The organism is Novosphingobium sp. (assembly GCF_965214355.1).
Lineage (GTDB): Bacteria > Pseudomonadota > Alphaproteobacteria > Sphingomonadales > Sphingomonadaceae > Novosphingobium.
Genome location: NZ_CBDCBI010000002.1, coordinates 3,534,202 through 3,551,443, shown reverse-complemented (window position 1 = coordinate 3,551,443; position 17,242 = coordinate 3,534,202). Strand labels below are relative to the sequence as shown.

Genomic DNA, 17,242 nt, shown 5'->3' with positions numbered 1-17,242 from the left:
TTGCCCGCGGATTCCGGGCCTTCGAATTTCGGTGAAGAGGCTTCTCTTGACGGATACGCTGCATGCAAAAGCTGCTGTCATGACGCCCGCCGATGCACCGGCCGGGCGGCGGGCGATACCGCCCCACGCGCTCGAATCGGTATGGCGTGCGCCCGACGGGTTTGCGATTCGCCGCATCGACTGGTCGGGTCGGCAAACCGCCGGCCAGCCGCCGCGCGGCTCGCTGCTGTTCCTGCCGGGGCGGGCCGATTTCTACGAGAAATACCTCGAAACGCTCGACGGCTGGCACCAGCAGGGCTGGCGCGTTACTGCGATGGACTGGCGCTGGCAGGCGGGATCGGGGCGATATCATCGCGATCCGCGGCTGGGCGGAACGCAGGGATTTTCGGCCTGGGTCAACGATTTGGCCAATTTCTGGGCGAGCTGGACCGCGGCAACCCCGGGGCCCCATGTGCTGATCGGGCATTCGATGGGCGGGCATCTGGTGCTGCGCGCGGTGGCCGAGCGCAGCAGGATGGAGCGGGGGGTGCGGCCCGACGCGCTGGTGCTGAGCGCGCCGATGCTGGGGTTTGTCACGCCGGTGCCCGCCCGGCTGCAGCCCGCATTCGCGCAGGCGATGTGCCGGATCGGAGACAGCGCGCGCCCGGCGTGGAAAGATGGCGAGCGCCCCGGGCAGAGCCAGTCCAAACGGGGAATGTCGTTGACGCACGATGGCAATCGCTATTCCGACGAGCTGTGGTGGCGGTTGCGCCGACCCGAACTCGATATGGGCCCGGCGAGCTGGGACTGGGTGCGCAAGGCGAGCGATTCGATCGTCAGGCTGGGTGAGCCGGGACTGATCGAATCGGTCGACGTGCCGGTGCTGACGCTGGCCGCGCGCAAGGATGCGCTGGTGTCGTGGCCGGCGATCGCACGAATCGCGGCGCGCCTGCCGCGCGGTCAACTGGCCGAATTCGGGCGCGAGGCCGCGCATGAATTGCTGCGTGAGGCCGATCCCGTGCGCGATCATGTCCTGGCGCAGATCACGTGTTTCCTCGACCGGGTCGCCCCGCGCGAAGTGCCGGCATGAACGAAGTGTTCGATATCGTGATCATCGGCGCCGGGATCGCCGGTGCCAGTCTGGCGGCCGAATGCGTCAGCGCGGCGCCGGTCCGCGTCGCGATTGTCGAGGCGGAGGACGCGCCGGGCTATCACACCACCGGGCGCTCGGCCGCCTATTGGGAGGAAAGCTATGGCGGCCCCGGTGTCGTCCCGCTGACGCTCGCCTCGGGCGGATTTCTGGCCGACCACGGATTTTTGAGCCCGCGCGGCGGCCTGACGATCGGCCGCGCGCAGGATCGTGAACGCATCGAGCAATTCGTCGACCGGTTTTCCGGGCTGGGCGTCGATGTCCGGATGCTGGATCGCGCGCAGATTGCCGCGCTGGTGCCCGGATTGCGGCCCGAATGGTGCCACGGCGCCTATGAAGGGCGCGGCGCGGATATCGATGTGGCGGGGCTGCATCAGCTTTATCTGGGCCTGGCACGGCGATCTGGCAGCGTGGTCAAACTCCGCGCGCGGATCGATACGATCGCGCGCGCCAGGGACCAGGGGAGCGCCGGCTGGCAGCTGTCATGGCCCGGCGGCACCGTGCGCGCCGGTATTGTCGTCAATGCTGCCGGCGCCTGGGCCGATGGGGTCGCGGAACTGGCCGGCGCCGCGCCGCTGGGCATAACTCCGCTGCGCCGCACGATCGTGCAGATGCGCACCGACCCGGTGGCACCTGCCGACATGCCCCTGACTTTCGGCATCGACGGCGATTTCTACGTCAAACCGCAAAGCGGCCGGGTGCTGGTGTCGCCCCACGACGAAACCCCCGATGTGGCGCACGACGTCGCCCCTGAGGAACTCGATGTCGCGATCGCGATCGACCGGTTCGAACACGTGCTGGACTGGCGCGTCGCGGCGGTCGAACGGCGTTGGGCAGGCCTGCGCAGCTTTGCGCCGGACCGCCTGCCGGTCTATGGCTTCGATCCGCTGGTGCCAGGCTTCTTCTGGTTTGCAGGGCAGGGCGGCTTCGGTATCCAGACCGCGCCGGCCGCCGCGCGACTGGCCGCGCAATTGCTGCTGGGGCATGCGCGTGATGCGATGACCGAGCGTCTGGATGCAACGGTTTATGCGCCGGGGCGGTTCGCAACCTAGAGCGTGATGACATTAGATTGACCCACAGTGATTGCCCTGAAAAGTCTCGTGGCGAGAAGCAGCACGCAGCGCGGGCTGGTTGCCCCGTGCAAGTGCTGCGACGCTGTCACGGGGCTTTTCAGGGCAACCCCGAAGGGGCGGGCCGCTTTTGGCCCATCGCAGCGTCTTTCGTCGGTCACAATGGGCCAGCATTGCTCCCTCCTCAATCCTCGCGCTGGGCCAAAATCGGCTCCGTCACGGTGGGTCAATCTAATGTCATCACGCTCTAACCCCACCACACCTCGTCATTCCGGATTTATGACGAGCGTTAGCTAAGCCGCCCGCGCGGCGTCGCTGGCCAGCTTGTCCACGCGCTCGTTCTCGACATGGCCGGCGTGGCCCTTGACCCAGATCCAGTCGACCTTGTGCCCTTTTGCGGCCTCGGCCAGCGCCCGCCACAGGTCTTCGTTCTTGACCGGCTTGTTGTCCGCGGTCTTCCAGCCTTTTTTGATCCAGCCGAACATCCATTTGGTCATGCCGTCGATCACATAGCGGCTGTCGGTATGCAGCCGTACCGCGCATGGTTCGCGCAACGCCTCGAAAGCGCGCAGGACCGCCATCATTTCCATGCGGTTGTTGGTGGTGGCAGGGTCGGACCCCGACAATTCCTTTTCATGCCCGCCGATGCGCAGCAAGGCGCCCCAGCCGCCCTTGCCCGGATTGCCCTTGCACGCGCCATCGGTAAAAATCTCGACCGATTTCAAACGAACAGTCCTGTGTTGTCGCGATAGAACATCAACCGCTGTGCCAGCGGCAGCGGGTCCTTGCGCGTGACCAGCGCATCGCCCGGGGTATTTATCCAGTCATAGGCGCGGCTCATGACAAACCGCAATGCAGCGCCTTGTGCCAGCAGCGGCAAGGCGTCGCGCTCGGGCGAAGACAACGGGCGCACCGCTTCATACCCCGCCAGCATCGCACGCGACAGATCCTGGCGGAATCCGGTGTCATCCCAGCACCACGCCAGATGCGTCACCGCCAGATCGTACGCAGTCACGTCGTTGCATGCGAAATAAAAATCGATCAGCCCGGTGATCGTATCGCCCAGCACCAGCACGTTGTCGGGAAACAGATCGGCATGGATCACCGATCGCGGCAGATCGGTGGGCCAGGCTGCGGCAATGCGCGGCAGATCCTGCGCGATCAGCGCGGCCAGTGCAGGATCGATCCCCGCCAGCGCGTCGCTGCCGCATTCCACCGCCAGACGTGCCGATTCGGCAATGCCCATCGTGTTGGCGCGTGTGGCAGGAAAATCGGCCGCGGCCAGATGCAGTCTTGCCAGTTCGCCGCCGACCGCGCGCGCCAGCGCCGGGGTCGGCATGCCCACGGAAACGCCGGGGAGGAATTCGATGAGTGCTACCGACTTGTCGCCGATCTTGCGATACAGCGCGCCCTCGCGGTCATGGATCGTGCGCGGCACCGGGCAGCCATGCGCCGCCAGATGATCGAGCAACGACAGGAAATACGGCAATTCGTCGGTATCGATGCGAAATTCGTACATGGTCAGGATGTAGCGCGCGCCGGCTCCGGTATTGCCCGTCGTCTCGATCAGCCAGTTGCTGTTCGACACTCCCTCGGCAATGCCCTTGGCGCTGACCAGCGTGCCCACGTCGTAAGCGGCGATCAGCTCGGCGATATCCTCTGCGCGCAAATGCGTATAAACCGCCATTATCGTCAGTCGAGCAGCTGGCGCGGCAACTTGAACACCATGTGTTCTTCGGCCGTGCTGACCGTTTCGGTCGTGATCGCGCGCATCTCGCCCAGCCGGTCGATCACTTCGCGTACCAGCACTTCGGGCGCCGAGGCCCCGGCGGTCACGCCGACCGTATCCACGCCCGCCAGCCACTCGGCCTGGATCTCGCTGCCGCGCTGGATCAGATGGCTGCGCGCGCCGCTGCGTTCGGCGACTTCGACCAGGCGCAGCGAATTCGAACTGTTGGGCGCGCCGATCACCAGCACCAGCTGGCAATCGCCGGCGATGGCCTTGACCGAATCCTGCCGGTTCGACGTCGCATAACAGATGTCTTCGCCGCGCGGACCGACGATTTCGGGATACCGGGCGGTCAGCGCCGTGATGATCGCGATGGTATCGTCGACCGACAGCGTCGTCTGGGTCAGATAGGCAAGCGGCAGGCCGGCGGGCAGGTCGAGCGCGGCGACATCGGCGACCGTTTCGACCAGCGTCATGTTGCCGTGGGGCACCTGGCCCATCGTGCCGATGACTTCGGGATGGCCGCGATGGCCGATAAACAGGATGTGGCGGCCGGCTTCGACCTGGCGCTCGGCCTGGCGATGAACCTTGCTGACCAGCGGGCATGTCGCATCGAGCCAGTCGAGCCCGCGCGAGGTGGCATCGGCGGGCACGCTTTTGGGCACGCCGTGCGCCGAAAACACCACCGGCGCGCCATCGGGCACTTCGTTGAGCTCTTCGACGAACACCGCGCCTTTGGCTTTCAGCCCGTCGACGACATAGCGGTTGTGGACGATTTCGTGGCGCACATAGACCGGCGCGCCATAGCGGGCGATCGCGCGCTCGACGATTTCGATTGCACGATCGACGCCGGCGCAAAACCCGCGCGGCGCCGCGATCAGCACGCGAAGCTTTTCGCGATCCTCAGGGGTGGATTTGTCGATCAGCGGATGGGCCGGTTCCATGGTCATGACAAAGTCTCTAGAGCATCACGCGGACAAGGTGGAACCGGTTTTTTCAGAAAAATCCGCGGCGATTGCCCTAAGCGACGTGGCTGTCTACAGAGGGGCCGCAGGTGTTCGGCGCCTGCCTCGTTTACGACGATATACCGCCTTTAAGGATTGCGCGCCCAAATGTCTGCCACAACGTTGCCCGCCAGACTTCCCCGACTTGCCCGTATCGGTGCGCCCGTCACGCTGCTTATGGTCTCGATGCTGGCGCTGGCTGGCTGTGCCAAGAACCATGGTGAGCTGGTGGTGGATGATACGGTCGGCGTGACCGCGCTGCGCACCCCGTGCCCGATCGTCGAAATTCCCGAAATGACCGGTGATGTGACGGTGCTGGCCCCGGGTCGGGTGGATTCGACCGCTATCGATACGGTCGCCACGCTCACCAACTTGCGCAGTCATTGCAACAATTCAGCGGGCCTGCCCGAATTGACGACGAAAATCGATTTCGACGTGATGGTGCGCCGCAACGACACGCATGGCGCGCGGCGGATCAGCTATCCGTATTTCTCGGTGGTGCAGCGCGCCGGCACGACGATCGTGGCCAAGCATCTGGGCGCGGTGTCGGTCGAATTTGCCGATGGCCAGGATCGCGCAACAGCGCACGGCACCGCGACAAGCGTGATCAGCCGCGACGAGGCGACTCTGCCCAAGGCGATCCGCGAGCGCCTGTTGCGCAAGCGCAAGCCCGGCGACACCGATGCAGCGGTCGATCCGCTGTCGCTGCCCGATGTGAAAGCCGCGCTGGCCAGGACCTCGTTCGAAGTGCTGATCGGGTTCCAGATGACCGACCAGCAACTGTCGTACAACGCCACGCGGTGATGCGATCCCAGGTTGGCTATTGCGCGCTGACCTGAATTTCCCAAATCCCGGATAGAGGGGGTTATTTCTCTCTTGCGGCACAATCCGCTATGACCGGACAGATAACCATGACCCATACCGTCCCCAATCTCACCCTGTTCGCCGAATTTGCCGGCGTGATCGATTGCGCGCTCGATGCGCTGGTTGCTGGCGGCGCATTGCCCGCCGGGCTGGCGCGTGGCGGCGTCACGACCGAGCCGCCGCGCGATCCCGCGCATGGCGATCTGTCGACCAATGCGGCAATGGTGCTGGCAAAACCTGCGGGCACCAATCCGCGCGCGCTGGCCGCGCTGCTGATCGATGAATTGCGCAAGGATGCGCGGGTGATCTCGGCAGAGATTGCCGGGCCGGGATTCATCAACCTGCGGCTGACGCCTGAAACCTGGCTGGGCGAATTGCGCCTGATCGCGCAAGCCGGCGATGACTATGGCCGGTCGGCCCTGGGGCAGGGCAGCACCGTCAATGTCGAATACGTGTCGGCCAATCCGACGGGGCCGATGCACATGGGCCATTGCCGCGGCGCAGTCGTCGGCGATGCGCTGGCGACGTTGCTGGGCTTTGCCGGGCACACCGTCATCCGCGAATACTACATCAATGACGCCGGCGGCCAGGTCGACGTGCTCGCACGCTCGGTCCACATCCGGTATCGTGAGGCTCTGGGCGAGGCGGTCGGTGACATTCCCGAAGGCCTTTACCCCGGCGATTACCTGGTACCGATCGGGCAGGAATTGGCCGCCGAATACGGTGATCGTTATGCCGCTGCGCCCGAAGGCGAGTGGCTGGCGCTGTTCCGCACGCGCGCGGTCGCGGCGATGATGGTGATGATCCGCGCCGATCTGGCGCTGCTGGGCATCCACCACGATGTGTTCAGTTCGGAAGCCGTGTTGCAGGCATCGGGCAAACCCGCCGCCGCCGAAGCGTGGCTGCGCGCGCACGATCTGGTTTACGACGGGGTGCTCGAAGCGCCGAAGGGCAAAGTTCTCGACGACTGGGAAGCGGTCGAACTGCCGCTGTTCCGCTCGACCCGGTTTGGCGATGACCAGGACCGCCCGATTCGCAAGTCGGATGGCGGCTGGACGTATTTCGGTGCCGATCTGGCCTACCATTTCCAGAAAAGCGAAACCGCCGACGCGCTCGTCGATATCTGGGGCGCGGATCATGCCGGCACGGTCAAGCGCATCCGCGCTGCTGTCGCCGCGCTGACCGGCGCGCAGGGCACGCCAAAACCGTTCGAAGTGAAGCTGGTGCAGATGGTCCAGTTGCTGCGCGACGGGCAGCCGGTAAAAATGTCGAAGCGCGCGGGCACCTTCGTCACGCTGGCCGATGTCGTGAGCGAGGTCGGCCGCGACGTCGTGCGGTTTACCATGTTGTCGCGCAAACCCGACGCGCAGATGGATTTCGATTTCGCCAAAGTGGTCGAGGCGTCGAAAGACAATCCGGTGTTTTATGTGCAATATGCCCATGCCCGGGTGTGTTCGACCCTGCGCAAAGCGGCAGCGGAAGGGCTTTTCCCTGGCGAAGCGCCCGATCTGGCGCTGCTGGGCGACGAGGAACTGGCGCTGATCCGGCTCGTCGCGCAATTCCCGCGCATCATCGAAAGTGCGGCGCATGCGCGTGAACCGCACCGGGTAGCATTCTTTCTTAACGATATTGCCGCAGGGTTTCACGCATATTGGAACGTCGGTAACGACAGACCCGATAAACGCTATATCGTCGCAGGCGATCCGGCGTTGACCGCCGCGCGGCTGTTCCTCGCGACGCAGATCGGGCAGGTTATCAGGAACGGTCTGGCTATTCTGGGTGTGACGGCTGCCGAAGAGTTGTAGCACCTGTCAATTCGAAGGGAGTGCGGGGCATGCACACGGATGATAACGGGCATGGTGAGAACGGGCCGGGCGATAACGGGCATGGTGATAACGGGCCGGGCGAACACGGCGATTATCACGGAGTAATCCCGCACGGCGAACCCCGCGAAGGCGCGTTTCACAAACCCGAAGACAGTGTGTTCGACAGCCATGAAGCTGCGCCATCGCTTGACCTGGGTGATCAGGAACGCCTGCCCTGGCTCGAAGGCGCCGACGATTTTGAAGAGCGGCAGCGCAACAGTGGCCATCACCGGATGATCGCACTGGCTGTCGTGGCGCTTATCGTGCTGGCCCTGCTGGTCGACGGCATCTACTGGGTCACGCATCGCGGTGGCTCGTCGAAACCGGCCGATGGCAGTCTGATCGAGGCGAGCAAGGACCCGTACAAAGTCGCGCCCGGCGATCCCGGCGGCAAGAAGTTTGCCGGCACCGGCGATTCGAGCTTCAAGGTCAGCCAGGGCGAACACCCCGATGCGAGCCTTGCCGGCAGCGCCGGGACGACGCCGCCGCCTGCGGTTGCGGCATCGGCTGCGCCAAGTCCGGCGGCAACACCCGTCCCGCCCGCGCCCCCCCAGCACGTGGCGGCAGCGGCCCCGACCGGCGGCGGCGTGGCCGTACAGGTCGGCGCCTATTCCACCGAAGCCCTGGCGCAATCAGCCTGGTCGCGCCTGACCGCGGCCAACGAGCTGCTCAAAGGCCTCAACCACCGCGTGGTCGAAGGCAAAGCCGATATCGGCACCGTCTACCGCCTGCAGGCACTGGCGTCCGACGGCAGCGCAGCCACCAGCCTGTGCAGCCATCTGGAAGCCGACGGCGTAAAGTGCCAGGTCAAGCGCTAGGGTAGTTGGGGGCACCAGCCAGCGCCAGCGCCGGTGCCAAACTCCATCCCCAACCCCATCGTCATCCCGGACTTGATCCGGGATTGTGCTTCTTTGTCCTTTCCACGGTGCGCCAAAGAAAGCCTTGTCCCGGATCAAGTCCGGGACGACGTGGGGAGGGGGCGGCAAGTCCAGGACAACGTCGGGATAGGCAGCAAGACCACGGACGACTGGGTAACGGCCACACAACAAAACCACGGCAAAGCGCATTCCCCGGCGCATCACGCAAGACGCTTGCACACATGACCCCGCTTGCGGCATGTCCGACCGATCATGCTTCCAGCCATATTCGGCCTGTCCGGCCTCGTCCTTACCGCCGATGAGCGCGCGTTTTTCCGCGAGGTCGATCCGGCGGGCTATATCCTGTTTGGCCGCAACATCGAAAGCCGCGCGCAATTGCGCGCGCTGACCGATGACTTGCGCACGCTGCACGGCCGCAGTCGCACATTCATCTGCATCGACCAGGAAGGCGGCCGCGTCGTGCGGATGAAACCGCCGCAATGGGGCCCCTATCCGCCGCAGGGCGTATTCGACCGGTTGTACGATCTGGCACCGATCAGCGCGATCGAGGCCGCGCGTGCCAATGCCGAGGCGCTTGGGCTCGATCTGGCGGACGCCGGCATCACTGTCGATTGCCTGCCGCTGCTCGATGTGCGCCAGCCGGGCGCGGACGACGTCATCGGCGATCGCGCGCTGGGCGCGGAACCGCTGCGCGTGGCCGCACTGGGCCGTGCGGTGTTGGACGGGCTGGCCCGCGCCGGCGTGACAGGCGTCGTAAAGCACATGCCGGGCCACGGCCGCGCGACTGCCGACAGCCACAAGGCACTCCCGACAGTGACTGCAGATGCCGCCACGCTCGAAACCGATCTTGCGCCGTTTCGCGCGCTGGCCACGGCCAGGATCGCGATGACTGCGCACGTCCTTTACACCGCGTGGGATGCTGCTGCGCCTGCGACACTGTCTGCGCGGGTGATCGGCGATGTGGTGCGCGGGGCGATCGGGTTTTCGGGGCTGCTGCTGTCCGACGATCTCGACATGGCGGCGCTGACCGGCACGATCCCCGAACGCGCGGCGCGTGCGGTTGCGGCAGGGTGCGATCTTGCGCTCAATTGCTGGGCGCGGATGGATGACATGACCGGAATTGCCGCGGCCCTGCCGCCGATGACGCCGCAAGCTGGTGCGCGTTTGACGGCGGCGCTCGCCGCGACGGACATTGCGCCGGTCGATCTGGCGCTGCGTCAAGCCGCACTCACCGCAAAGGGCAATGCGCTGCTGGCTCTTGTGACGTGATCGAAGAAAGCGACTGGCTGCCGATCGAGCCGGCGCCTGGCGAAGACGGCGCGCTGTATCTCGAACTCGATGGCTGGGAAGGACCGCTCGATCTGCTGCTCGATCTGGCGCGGCGGCAGAAGGTCGATTTGCGGCGGATCTCGATCCTCGACCTGGTCGACCAGTACCTCGGCTATATCAACGGGGCGCAATCGTTGCGGCTGGAACTGGCGGCCGATTATCTCGTGATGGCGGCCTGGCTGGCCTATCTCAAATCGCTGTTGTTGCTGCCACGCGATACGGAAATTCAGCCAAGTCCCGAGGAACTGGCGTTGCGCCTGCAACTGCGGCTGCAACGGCTGGGCGCGATGCGCGATGTTGCGGCGCGGCTGCTGGCGCGCGACCGGTTGGGCCGCGATGTCTTTGCGCATGGCCAGCCCGAAGGCGTCAGCGTCGATCGCAAATCGCGCTGGACTGCCAGTCTCTATGATTTGATCCTGGCTTATGGCGCCATCAAGGTGCGCAACACGCCGGTGGTGCACATGGTTCGCGAACGCCCGGTGATCACGCTGGAGGCTGCGCTTGAACGCCTGTCGCGGATGCTGGGTGTCGCGCGCGACTGGATTGATCTGCGCCAGTTGCTGCCGCGCGCCGAGCCCCACGCCGATCCGCGCCTGACGCGCTCGGCGCTGGCGTCGCATTTTGCCGCTGCGCTTGAACTGGCCAAACAGGGTCGTGCCGAGCTGGCGCAGGACGAAGTGTTCGGCCCGTTGCGCGTGCGCGCGGCATGAGTGAGGTTTACGATGACCTCGCCCGCGCGGTCGAGGCAACGCTGTTTGCCTCCGAAACGCCGTTGTCGCTCGATGACATCAGCCGGCATCTGGGCGGCGCGGCCGTCGCTGCGGCACTCGGCGTATTATCCGCGCATTATGCCGGACGCGGGGTCGAACTGGTCGAGCGCGGCGGGTACTGGCATTTTCAGACCGCGCCTGATCTGGCGCACCTGCTGCGCCGCGAACGCGAAGACCCGCGCAAGCTGTCGCGTGCGGCGATCGAGACGCTGGCGATCATCGCCTATCACGAGCCGGTGAGCCGCGCCGAGATCGAGGCGATCCGCGGCGTGCAGACTGCGCGCGGCACGATCGACGTGGTGATGGAGGCCGGCTGGGTGCGGATTGCCGGGCGCCGGGAAACCCCCGGGCGCCCGACGATCTATGCGACCACGCCCGCGTTCCTGGCCCATTTCGGCCTCGCGACGCGGCGTGATCTGCCGGGGCTGGACGAACTGCGTGCCGCAGGCCTGCTCGATCCAATCGACACCGCTTATGCCGCGCTGACGGATAATGACGCGGCCGATGCCGCGCTGGCCGGCAAAATCGACGAATAGCAGCGCCCTTTCGACGCAAGCATCTGGCGATCGGTGTGGAAAGCGCCTATCTGGGAAAGATTGAAGGAGAATTTTCATGGGCGGCCTGTCCCTACCACACCTGATCATTGTTGCGCTCGTCGTCCTCGTCCTGTTCGGTCGCGGCCGGATTTCCGACATGATGGGCGATTTCGGCAAAGGCATCAAAAGCTTCAAGGAAGGCATGAGCGAAGAAACCAACCGTCCGGCAACGCCCCCGCCTTCGCAGATTCCGCCCGCATCGCAGGTTCCACCGGCCCCCGTGGCCCCGGTGCAGCCAGTGGCGCCGGTGATCCCTGCCGACACGACGGGGCCGGTTGGCGGCGCATGACGCGTAACGGCCGCTGATCCGACCCGATGTTCGATATCGCACCATCCGAATTCCTGCTCATCGCGATCGTTGCGATCGTGGTGATCGGGCCCAAAGACCTGCCGATGGCGCTGCGCACCGCCGGCCGCTGGATCGCGCGCGTGCGCCGTGTGTCCAACCACTTCAAATCGGGGGTCGAGACGATGATCCGCGAGGCCGAGATGGAAGAGATGGAGCGCAAGTGGCGCGAACAGAACGAAGCGATCATGGCGGCCAATCCGCCCGTCGATCCCGGCGCGGCGCCCGCTGCCGTAACTGATGCCGCAGGTGTTCAGCATCCGCTGATCGAGCATACGCCGGTGGATCCCGTGATCGCGGCGCACGCGCCCACCGAACCGACTCGGGTCACGCACACCGATCATCCCGCATGATCAACGATATCGACCAGACGCAGGCGCCGCTGCTCGACCATCTGCTCGAACTGCGCACGCGGCTGCTGCGCGCGATCCTGGCGCTCGCCATCGCGTTTGCGGTCTGCCTGTATTTCGCCAACGACATCCTGGGCGTGCTGATCATCCCGCTGGCGCATGCCTTTCCGCAAGGCACGGGCAAGCTGATCTACACCAAGCTGTACGGCGCGTTTTTCGTCGAGATCAAAGTCGCGCTGTTTGCCGCCACGCTGTTCAGCTTTCCGATCATCGCCAACCAGCTGTGGGCATTCATCGCACCCGGGCTTTATGCGCGCGAAAAGAAAGCGTTCCTGCCGTTCCTGATCGCGACGCCGGTGCTGTTCGGCATGGGGGCGAGCCTTGCGTATTTTGTCGTCATGCCGACCGCATTCCGCTGGTTCATCGGGTTTCAGGGCGTGCACGGTGGGTTGCAGCTTGAGGCGTTGCCGGGCATCGATGAATACCTGAACCTGGTGATGCAGTTCATCCTGGCATTCGGCGGCAGTTTCCTGATGCCGGTGCTGCTGATGCTGCTCAACCGCGCCGGGATTTTGACCCGGGCGCAACTGGTTGCGGCGCGGCGCTATGTGATTGTCGGCATCGTCGCGCTGGCCGCGCTGATCACGCCGCCCGATGTAATTTCGCAGCTGATGCTGGCGATCCCGCTGATGATTTTGTTCGAAGGCACGCTGATCGTGATGCGCTTTGCCGAGGCAAAAGACGCGCGCGAAAAAGACATGGAAGCCGCCGCTACCTGATCCTCCCCGGGACGGTGAGGAGGTTCAGCGCTTCGGCTTTGCCACCACCGCATCCGGCTCGGCATCATAGGTCTTGCCGCCGCCGACCCAGGTCTGGAAGACCCGGGTCTTGCGGATCGCTTCGGGCGTCGCGGTCATCGGGTCGGTGTCGACCAGGATGAAATCCGCCCGCAAACCTGGCGCGATGCGGCCGAATTTGCCTTCCGCAAACCCGGCCCAGGCAGCGGCGCTGGTATAGCCGGCGAACGCAGTCAGGCGGTCGACGCGCTCCTGCGGTTGCCAGCCGCCGGCCGGTACGCCGGTTTCATCCTGCCGGGTCAGCGCGACCGCGATACCGATCCACGGATCGGGCCGCTCGACCGGGGTGTCCGATCCGAATGCCAGAACCGCGCCCTGCTGCTTCAGGCTGTTCCACGCATAGGCGCCGCGCAGCCGGTCGGGCCCGAGCCGCGCCTCGGCCATCAGGCGATCCGACGTCTGGTGCACCGGCTGCATCGAGGCGACCACGCCGCCGGCGCGCGCAATTTCACCGACCAGCGGCCAGTTTTTGGGATCGACCACTTGCGCGTGCTCGATCCGCCAGCGCCGATCGCCCTTGTACGTGTGGGTCAGATCGTAAATCGTCGTCAGCAGCGTTTCATTGGCCTTGTCGCCGATCGCGTGGACCGCGACCTGGTAATTGTCCATCGCCGCGCGGCTCATCAGGTTGCCCAGCTGTGTTTCGGAATACAGCGGCGTGCCGCTGTTGCCGGGCTGGTCCGCATACGGCGCCTTCAGCCAGGCGCCGCGCGATCCCAGCGCGCCGTCGAGCAGCAGTTTCAGCCCGCCCATGCGCAATTTGTCGGCATAGAGCCACGGCGTCGGTCCGCTGCCGCCGATCTGCGCCATGGCCTCGGTGCCCATCGCATAGGCCATGATCCGCACATACAGATGGTTTACATCGCCCGCGCGGCGAAACGCGATCCAGTCGTTGACGGTCGTGCCCATGTCGGCGACCGCGGTGATCCCGCGCTTGGCAAAATCCGACTCGGCGGTCGCCAGCGCCAGATCGAGATCGCGCGCCTGCGGCACCGGCACCACGCGCGCCACGAGGTTTGCGGCGTGATCGATCAGCACGCCGGCCGGGCTGTGATCGGGCATGCGGTCGATGGCGCCACCTTCGGGCGAAACGGTCGCGGCGGTAACGCCGGCTGCTTTGAGCGCGGCGCTGTTGGCCCATCCGGCATGAAAATCGGCGCGTTCCAGCCACACCGGGCGATCTGGGACGACGCGGTCGAGCTCCGCCGCAGTGGGAAACCGGCCCATGTGCCAGCGTTCCTGATTCCATCCGCTGCCCAGAATCCATGGCCGGTCGGGGTGCGCCCTGGCGAATTTGCCGATGCGGTCCAGTGCATCGTCGAGCGACACGCTGTCCGACAGATCGAGTGTCAGCAGGGCAAACCCCGTTTGCATGACATGCGCGTGCGCGTCGATCATGCCGGGCAACAGCACGCGGCCCTTGCCATCGACATGATACTGATACCCGCCCCGACCCTGGCGGGGCACGCGGTCGCGCGGGCCATAGACCGCCTTGATGATCCCGGTATCGTCGAACAGCAGCGCGCTGAATGTCTGCAGCGTGCCGTCGGCGGCGATGGTTTCGCCCTTGATATTGTCCACCAGTGTATCGGCGCGGGCATTGGCCGCCAGGGCAAGCAGGCTTGCAGTGAGAACTAGACGCTTCATCATTTCGCACCTCGCCGGGCAAGACGGCGCGGCAGGCGCCGGATCAGCGCGCTGGTATCCTGCCTGCCGCCGCCCATCGCCTGTACATCGGCGAAAAACTGGTCGATCAATCCGGTAATCGGCACACTCGCCCCCACATTGCGCGCTTCGTCGATGGCAAGCCCGAGATCCTTGCGCATCCAGTCTATCGCAAAGCCGAAGTCGAATTCGTCGCGCGCCATCGTCATGAACCGGTTGTCCATCTGCCAAGATTGCGCGGCGCCGCCGCTGATCGCCTCGAACGTCTTGTCGAGATCGAGATGCGCGCTCTGGGCAAAGCGCACCGCTTCGGCAAGGCCCGCGATCGTGCCGGCCAGGCACATCTGGTTGGCCATCTTGGCGATCTGGCCCGCGCCCGATTTGCCGACATGCACGATGCGCCGGGCGTACGCGGTCAGGATCGGCTGCGCGGCGGCAAACGCCTGCGCGCTGCCGCCGCACATGATCGCCAAAGTGCCGGATTCGGCGCCCGACTGGCTGCCGGTGACAGGCGCATCGACGCACAGCACTTCCTTGTCGCGGCCCTCGACCGCGATCTGCCGCGCGATTCGGGCCGAAACGGTGGTATGGTCGATAAATACCCCGCCGCGTCGCAGCGTCTGGAATGCGCCACTGGGGCCAAGCACCACATCGGCCAGATCGTCGTCGTTGCCCACGCATGTGATCACGGCATCGGCGCCCTGCGCCGCTTGCGCAGGGCTGTCGGCGACACGCGGGCCCAGCCCGGGATTGGCGGCGAGCCAGGCATTCGTGCGCGCGGGCGTGCGGTTGTAAATTGTCAGGTGGTGGCCGGCCTGGCCCAGATGGCGCGCCATCGACGACCCCATCGTGCCCAGGCCGATGAAGGAGACGTGGATCGGTGCGTCGGTTACGGGTCGCAGGCTTTTGGTCATGACCGGGTATCTAGCCTGTTTGATAGTGTGCGCCAGCCTGTTTGATGGTGCGCCGCGCTTCGCACTTGCAGCGCAAACGGGGGGCGGGTAGCGCCGGCACATGCTGTCATACCCGAATACACCCGCCATCCGCCAGATCGGGCTCGTGCTGTTCTGGCTGGCGATGGTGTTTGCCGTGACGATGGCCCTGCTGCCGCACCCGCCGGCGCTGCCGATCGATTCGCTGGGCGACAAATTCGAACACAGCCTGGCCTTTGCGACGCTGACCGTGCTGGGCACATTCGCATTCCCCGCCATGCCGCGCTGGCGGCTGGTCGAGCGGCTGTCGTTCCTGGGCGCGCTGATCGAAGTGGTGCAATCGGTGCCGGAGCTGCACCGCGATTGCGATATCCGTGACTGGGTTGCCGATACGCTGGCGATCGTTGCGGCGACGCTGGTGTTGATGGTGTGGCGCGAAATGTCGCGCAAATGCGTTTCAAACACGGACTCTTTCGATTAGGACACGTGGCATGACTGTTTCCGTTATGCCCGAGTTGACCCAAACCCTGACGCTCGATGATGTGCGCGTCGCTGCCACGCGCATCCAGGGCCAGGTGGTGCGCACGCCCACCTTGCACAGCAAGACGCTGAGCGCGATTACCGGGGCGGAAATCTGGCTGAAATTCGAAAACCTGCAGTTCACTGCGGCATACAAGGAACGCGGCGCGCTCAACGCGCTGCTGCAACTGACCGACGAGCAGCGCGCGCGCGGCGTGATCACCGCATCGGCGGGCAACCATGCGCAGGGGCTGTCGTATCACGGCACCCGGCTGGGCGTGCCGGTCACGATCGTGATGCCGCGCACCACGCCGACGGTAAAGATCCTCCAGACCGAGAGCAACGGCGGCACCATCGTGCTCGAAGGCGAAACCTTTGACGAGGCCAATGCCCACGCGCGCGCGCTCGAACGGCAGCTGGGCCTGACATTCGTGCCGCCGTTCGATCACCCGCATATTGCCGCGGGGCAAGGCACTGTCGCGCTCGAAATGCTGGACGATGTGCCCGAAATCGACATGCTGGTCGTGCCGATCGGCGGCGGCGGACTGATGACCGGCATGGGCACCGCAGCGCGCGGGATCAATCCCGCCATCGGGCTGATCGGGGTCGAGGCGCTGTTGTATCCGTCGATGTACAACAAGCTGAAGCACGCCGAACTGACCTGCGGTGGCGACACCCTGGCCGAAGGCATCGCGGTCAAGGAACCGGGCGTGTTCACCTCGGCGCTGCTGGCGGGCCTTGCCGATGATATCGTGCTGGTCGATGAGGCGCATCTGGAACAGGCGGTTTCGCTGCTGCTGCAGATCGAAAAGACCGTGGTCGAGGGCGCCGGTGCGGCGGGCCTTGCCGCCGTCATGGCAAACCCTGCGATCTTTGCCGGGCGCACGGTCGGCGTGGTGCTGACCGGCGGCAATATCGACACGCGGCTGCTGGCCAATGTGCTGCTGCGCGATCTGGCGCGGTCGGGCCGGCTGGGGCGGTTGCGCATCGTGCTGCAGGATCGGCCGGGCGCGCTGTTCAAGGTGGTCGAGGAGTTCAACCGCCACCAGGTCAACATCCTGGAAGTGTGGCACCAGCGGATTTTCACCTCGCTGCCTGCCAAGGGCCTGACCGCGGAAATCGAATGCGAAGCGCGCGACCGCGACCAGATCGACCGTCTGGTCGAGGCGTTGCGCGCGCGGGGGTATCAGGTCGAGCAGGTCGAACTGGGCTGAATCACTTCAGCGTTTACCCGCGTGCTACCGTCTGTCCTGCACCGGGACAGTCGTCACGCCCTGGCATAAAACCTGGCGCATACCCCGATCGGGTCTTGTCCATCCGAGGCAATTCATGGTTAATG

At 65.3% G+C, this 17,242-nt stretch carries 18 protein-coding genes; 13 read left to right on the top strand and 5 right to left on the bottom strand.

The features are described 5' to 3' along the window. Positions 1-79 precede the first annotated feature (79 nt). Together ACOOE2_RS16335 and ACOOE2_RS16330 are read left to right on the top strand one after the other, a co-directional pair. On the top strand, positions 80-1,069 hold the full coding sequence (locus tag ACOOE2_RS16335; RefSeq protein WP_420384053.1) for an alpha/beta hydrolase: 990 nt from the start codon (positions 80-82) through the stop codon (positions 1,067-1,069). Then, a complete protein-coding gene (locus tag ACOOE2_RS16330; RefSeq protein ID WP_420384052.1) occupies positions 1,066-2,181 on the top strand; it encodes an NAD(P)/FAD-dependent oxidoreductase in 1,116 nt (371 codons plus the stop codon). The genes ACOOE2_RS16335 and ACOOE2_RS16330 overlap by 4 nt, the downstream gene beginning before the upstream one ends. Before the next feature lie 311 nt (positions 2,182-2,492). On the opposite strand, the gene rnhA is transcribed toward ACOOE2_RS16330, so the two are convergent. The 3 genes from rnhA to ispH are packed head-to-tail and all read right to left on the bottom strand — an operon-like array spanning position 2,493 to position 4,878. After that, entirely contained in the window at positions 2,493-2,924 is a 432-nt protein-coding gene (gene rnhA, locus ACOOE2_RS16325; RefSeq protein ID WP_420384051.1) for a ribonuclease HI, read from the bottom strand. Beyond that, positions 2,921-3,886 (bottom strand): homoserine kinase, encoded by a 966-nt coding sequence (gene thrB, locus ACOOE2_RS16320; RefSeq protein ID WP_420384050.1) that lies wholly within the window; start codon positions 3,884-3,886, stop codon positions 2,921-2,923. Before thrB ends, rnhA begins: the two co-directional genes overlap by 4 nt. Before the next feature lie 5 nt (positions 3,887-3,891). After that, complete coding sequence (ispH, locus tag ACOOE2_RS16315; RefSeq protein ID WP_420384049.1) at positions 3,892-4,878, bottom strand: 4-hydroxy-3-methylbut-2-enyl diphosphate reductase; 987 nt, start codon at positions 4,876-4,878, stop codon at positions 3,892-3,894. Positions 4,879-5,040: 162 nt separating this feature from the next. Between ispH and ACOOE2_RS16310 the strand changes: the two genes are divergently transcribed. The 9 genes from ACOOE2_RS16310 to tatC all read left to right on the top strand — a co-directional run bounded on the left by ACOOE2_RS16310 (position 5,041) and on the right by tatC (position 12,709). Further along, positions 5,041-5,736, top strand: coding sequence for a hypothetical protein (locus ACOOE2_RS16310; protein ID WP_420384048.1), 696 nt, complete (start codon positions 5,041-5,043; stop codon positions 5,734-5,736). Between the two features lie 107 nt (positions 5,737-5,843). Then, a complete protein-coding gene (argS, locus tag ACOOE2_RS16305) occupies positions 5,844-7,601 on the top strand; it encodes an arginine--tRNA ligase (protein ID WP_420384047.1) in 1,758 nt (585 codons plus the stop codon). A 29-nt stretch (positions 7,602-7,630) separates the two neighbouring features. Beyond that, the gene (locus ACOOE2_RS16300) at positions 7,631-8,479 is read left to right on the top strand and encodes an SPOR domain-containing protein (RefSeq protein ID WP_420384046.1); all 849 of its coding nucleotides are present in this window, start codon (positions 7,631-7,633) and stop codon (positions 8,477-8,479) included. A gap of 312 nt (positions 8,480-8,791) precedes the next feature. Further along, entirely contained in the window at positions 8,792-9,808 is a 1,017-nt protein-coding gene (gene nagZ / locus ACOOE2_RS16295; protein ID WP_420384045.1) for a beta-N-acetylhexosaminidase, read from the top strand. Continuing rightward, entirely contained in the window at positions 9,805-10,578 is a 774-nt protein-coding gene (locus ACOOE2_RS16290; RefSeq protein ID WP_420384044.1) for a segregation and condensation protein A, read from the top strand. The genes nagZ and ACOOE2_RS16290 overlap by 4 nt, the downstream gene beginning before the upstream one ends. After that, the gene (gene scpB, locus ACOOE2_RS16285; RefSeq protein ID WP_420384043.1) at positions 10,575-11,174 is read left to right on the top strand and encodes an SMC-Scp complex subunit ScpB; all 600 of its coding nucleotides are present in this window, start codon (positions 10,575-10,577) and stop codon (positions 11,172-11,174) included. The genes ACOOE2_RS16290 and scpB overlap by 4 nt, the downstream gene beginning before the upstream one ends. A gap of 76 nt (positions 11,175-11,250) precedes the next feature. Beyond that, entirely contained in the window at positions 11,251-11,523 is a 273-nt protein-coding gene (locus ACOOE2_RS16280; RefSeq protein WP_420384042.1) for a Sec-independent protein translocase subunit TatA, read from the top strand. Positions 11,524-11,549: 26 nt separating this feature from the next. Beyond that, the gene (gene tatB, locus ACOOE2_RS16275; protein ID WP_420384041.1) at positions 11,550-11,933 is read left to right on the top strand and encodes a Sec-independent protein translocase protein TatB; all 384 of its coding nucleotides are present in this window, start codon (positions 11,550-11,552) and stop codon (positions 11,931-11,933) included. Beyond that, positions 11,930-12,709 carry a twin-arginine translocase subunit TatC gene (gene tatC, locus ACOOE2_RS16270; protein ID WP_420384040.1) on the top strand — a complete coding sequence of 260 codons (780 nt, stop codon included), beginning with the start codon at positions 11,930-11,932 and terminating at the stop codon, positions 12,707-12,709. The genes tatB and tatC overlap by 4 nt, the downstream gene beginning before the upstream one ends. Positions 12,710-12,733: 24 nt before the next feature. On the opposite strand, the gene ACOOE2_RS16265 is transcribed toward tatC, so the two are convergent. Then, the gene (locus ACOOE2_RS16265; RefSeq protein WP_420384039.1) at positions 12,734-14,434 is read right to left on the bottom strand and encodes an amidohydrolase; all 1,701 of its coding nucleotides are present in this window, start codon (positions 14,432-14,434) and stop codon (positions 12,734-12,736) included. Continuing rightward, the gene (locus ACOOE2_RS16260) at positions 14,434-15,366 is read right to left on the bottom strand and encodes an NAD(P)-dependent oxidoreductase (protein WP_420384038.1); all 933 of its coding nucleotides are present in this window, start codon (positions 15,364-15,366) and stop codon (positions 14,434-14,436) included. The genes ACOOE2_RS16265 and ACOOE2_RS16260 overlap by 1 nt, the downstream gene beginning before the upstream one ends. Before the next feature lie 100 nt (positions 15,367-15,466). Here ACOOE2_RS16260 and ACOOE2_RS16255 point away from each other — a divergent pair, with 100 nt between their 5' ends. After that, the gene (locus ACOOE2_RS16255) at positions 15,467-15,865 is read left to right on the top strand and encodes a hypothetical protein (protein ID WP_420384037.1); all 399 of its coding nucleotides are present in this window, start codon (positions 15,467-15,469) and stop codon (positions 15,863-15,865) included. Positions 15,866-15,875: 10 nt separating this feature from the next. Continuing rightward, entirely contained in the window at positions 15,876-17,117 is a 1,242-nt protein-coding gene (locus ACOOE2_RS16250; protein WP_420384036.1) for a threonine ammonia-lyase, read from the top strand. Positions 17,118-17,242: the final 125 nt, after the last annotated feature.

Bases quoted from the DNA above. Each gene is read 5' to 3' on its own strand.
- ACOOE2_RS16255 (WP_420384037.1), top strand. From the start codon at position 15,467: ATGCTGTCATACCCGAATACACCCGCCATCCGCCAGATCGGGCTCGTG.
- nagZ (WP_420384045.1), top strand. From the start codon at position 8,792: ATGCTTCCAGCCATATTCGGCCTGTCCGGCCTCGTCCTTACCGCCGAT.
- scpB (WP_420384043.1), top strand. From the start codon at position 10,575: ATGAGTGAGGTTTACGATGACCTCGCCCGCGCGGTCGAGGCAACGCTG.
- tatC (WP_420384040.1), top strand. From the start codon at position 11,930: ATGATCAACGATATCGACCAGACGCAGGCGCCGCTGCTCGACCATCTG.
- ACOOE2_RS16310 (WP_420384048.1), top strand. From the start codon at position 5,041: ATGTCTGCCACAACGTTGCCCGCCAGACTTCCCCGACTTGCCCGTATC.
- ACOOE2_RS16250 (WP_420384036.1), top strand. From the start codon at position 15,876: ATGACTGTTTCCGTTATGCCCGAGTTGACCCAAACCCTGACGCTCGAT.
- ACOOE2_RS16280 (WP_420384042.1), top strand. From the start codon at position 11,251: ATGGGCGGCCTGTCCCTACCACACCTGATCATTGTTGCGCTCGTCGTC.
- thrB (WP_420384050.1), bottom strand. From the start codon at position 3,886: ATGGCGGTTTATACGCATTTGCGCGCAGAGGATATCGCCGAGCTGATC.
- tatB (WP_420384041.1), top strand. From the start codon at position 11,550: ATGTTCGATATCGCACCATCCGAATTCCTGCTCATCGCGATCGTTGCG.
- ACOOE2_RS16335 (WP_420384053.1), top strand. From the start codon at position 80: ATGACGCCCGCCGATGCACCGGCCGGGCGGCGGGCGATACCGCCCCAC.
- argS (WP_420384047.1), top strand. From the start codon at position 5,844: ATGACCCATACCGTCCCCAATCTCACCCTGTTCGCCGAATTTGCCGGC.
- ACOOE2_RS16330 (WP_420384052.1), top strand. From the start codon at position 1,066: ATGAACGAAGTGTTCGATATCGTGATCATCGGCGCCGGGATCGCCGGT.
- ACOOE2_RS16265 (WP_420384039.1), bottom strand. From the start codon at position 14,434: ATGAAGCGTCTAGTTCTCACTGCAAGCCTGCTTGCCCTGGCGGCCAAT.
- ACOOE2_RS16300 (WP_420384046.1), top strand. From the start codon at position 7,631: ATGCACACGGATGATAACGGGCATGGTGAGAACGGGCCGGGCGATAAC.
- ACOOE2_RS16260 (WP_420384038.1), bottom strand. From the start codon at position 15,366: ATGACCAAAAGCCTGCGACCCGTAACCGACGCACCGATCCACGTCTCC.
- ispH (WP_420384049.1), bottom strand. From the start codon at position 4,878: ATGACCATGGAACCGGCCCATCCGCTGATCGACAAATCCACCCCTGAG.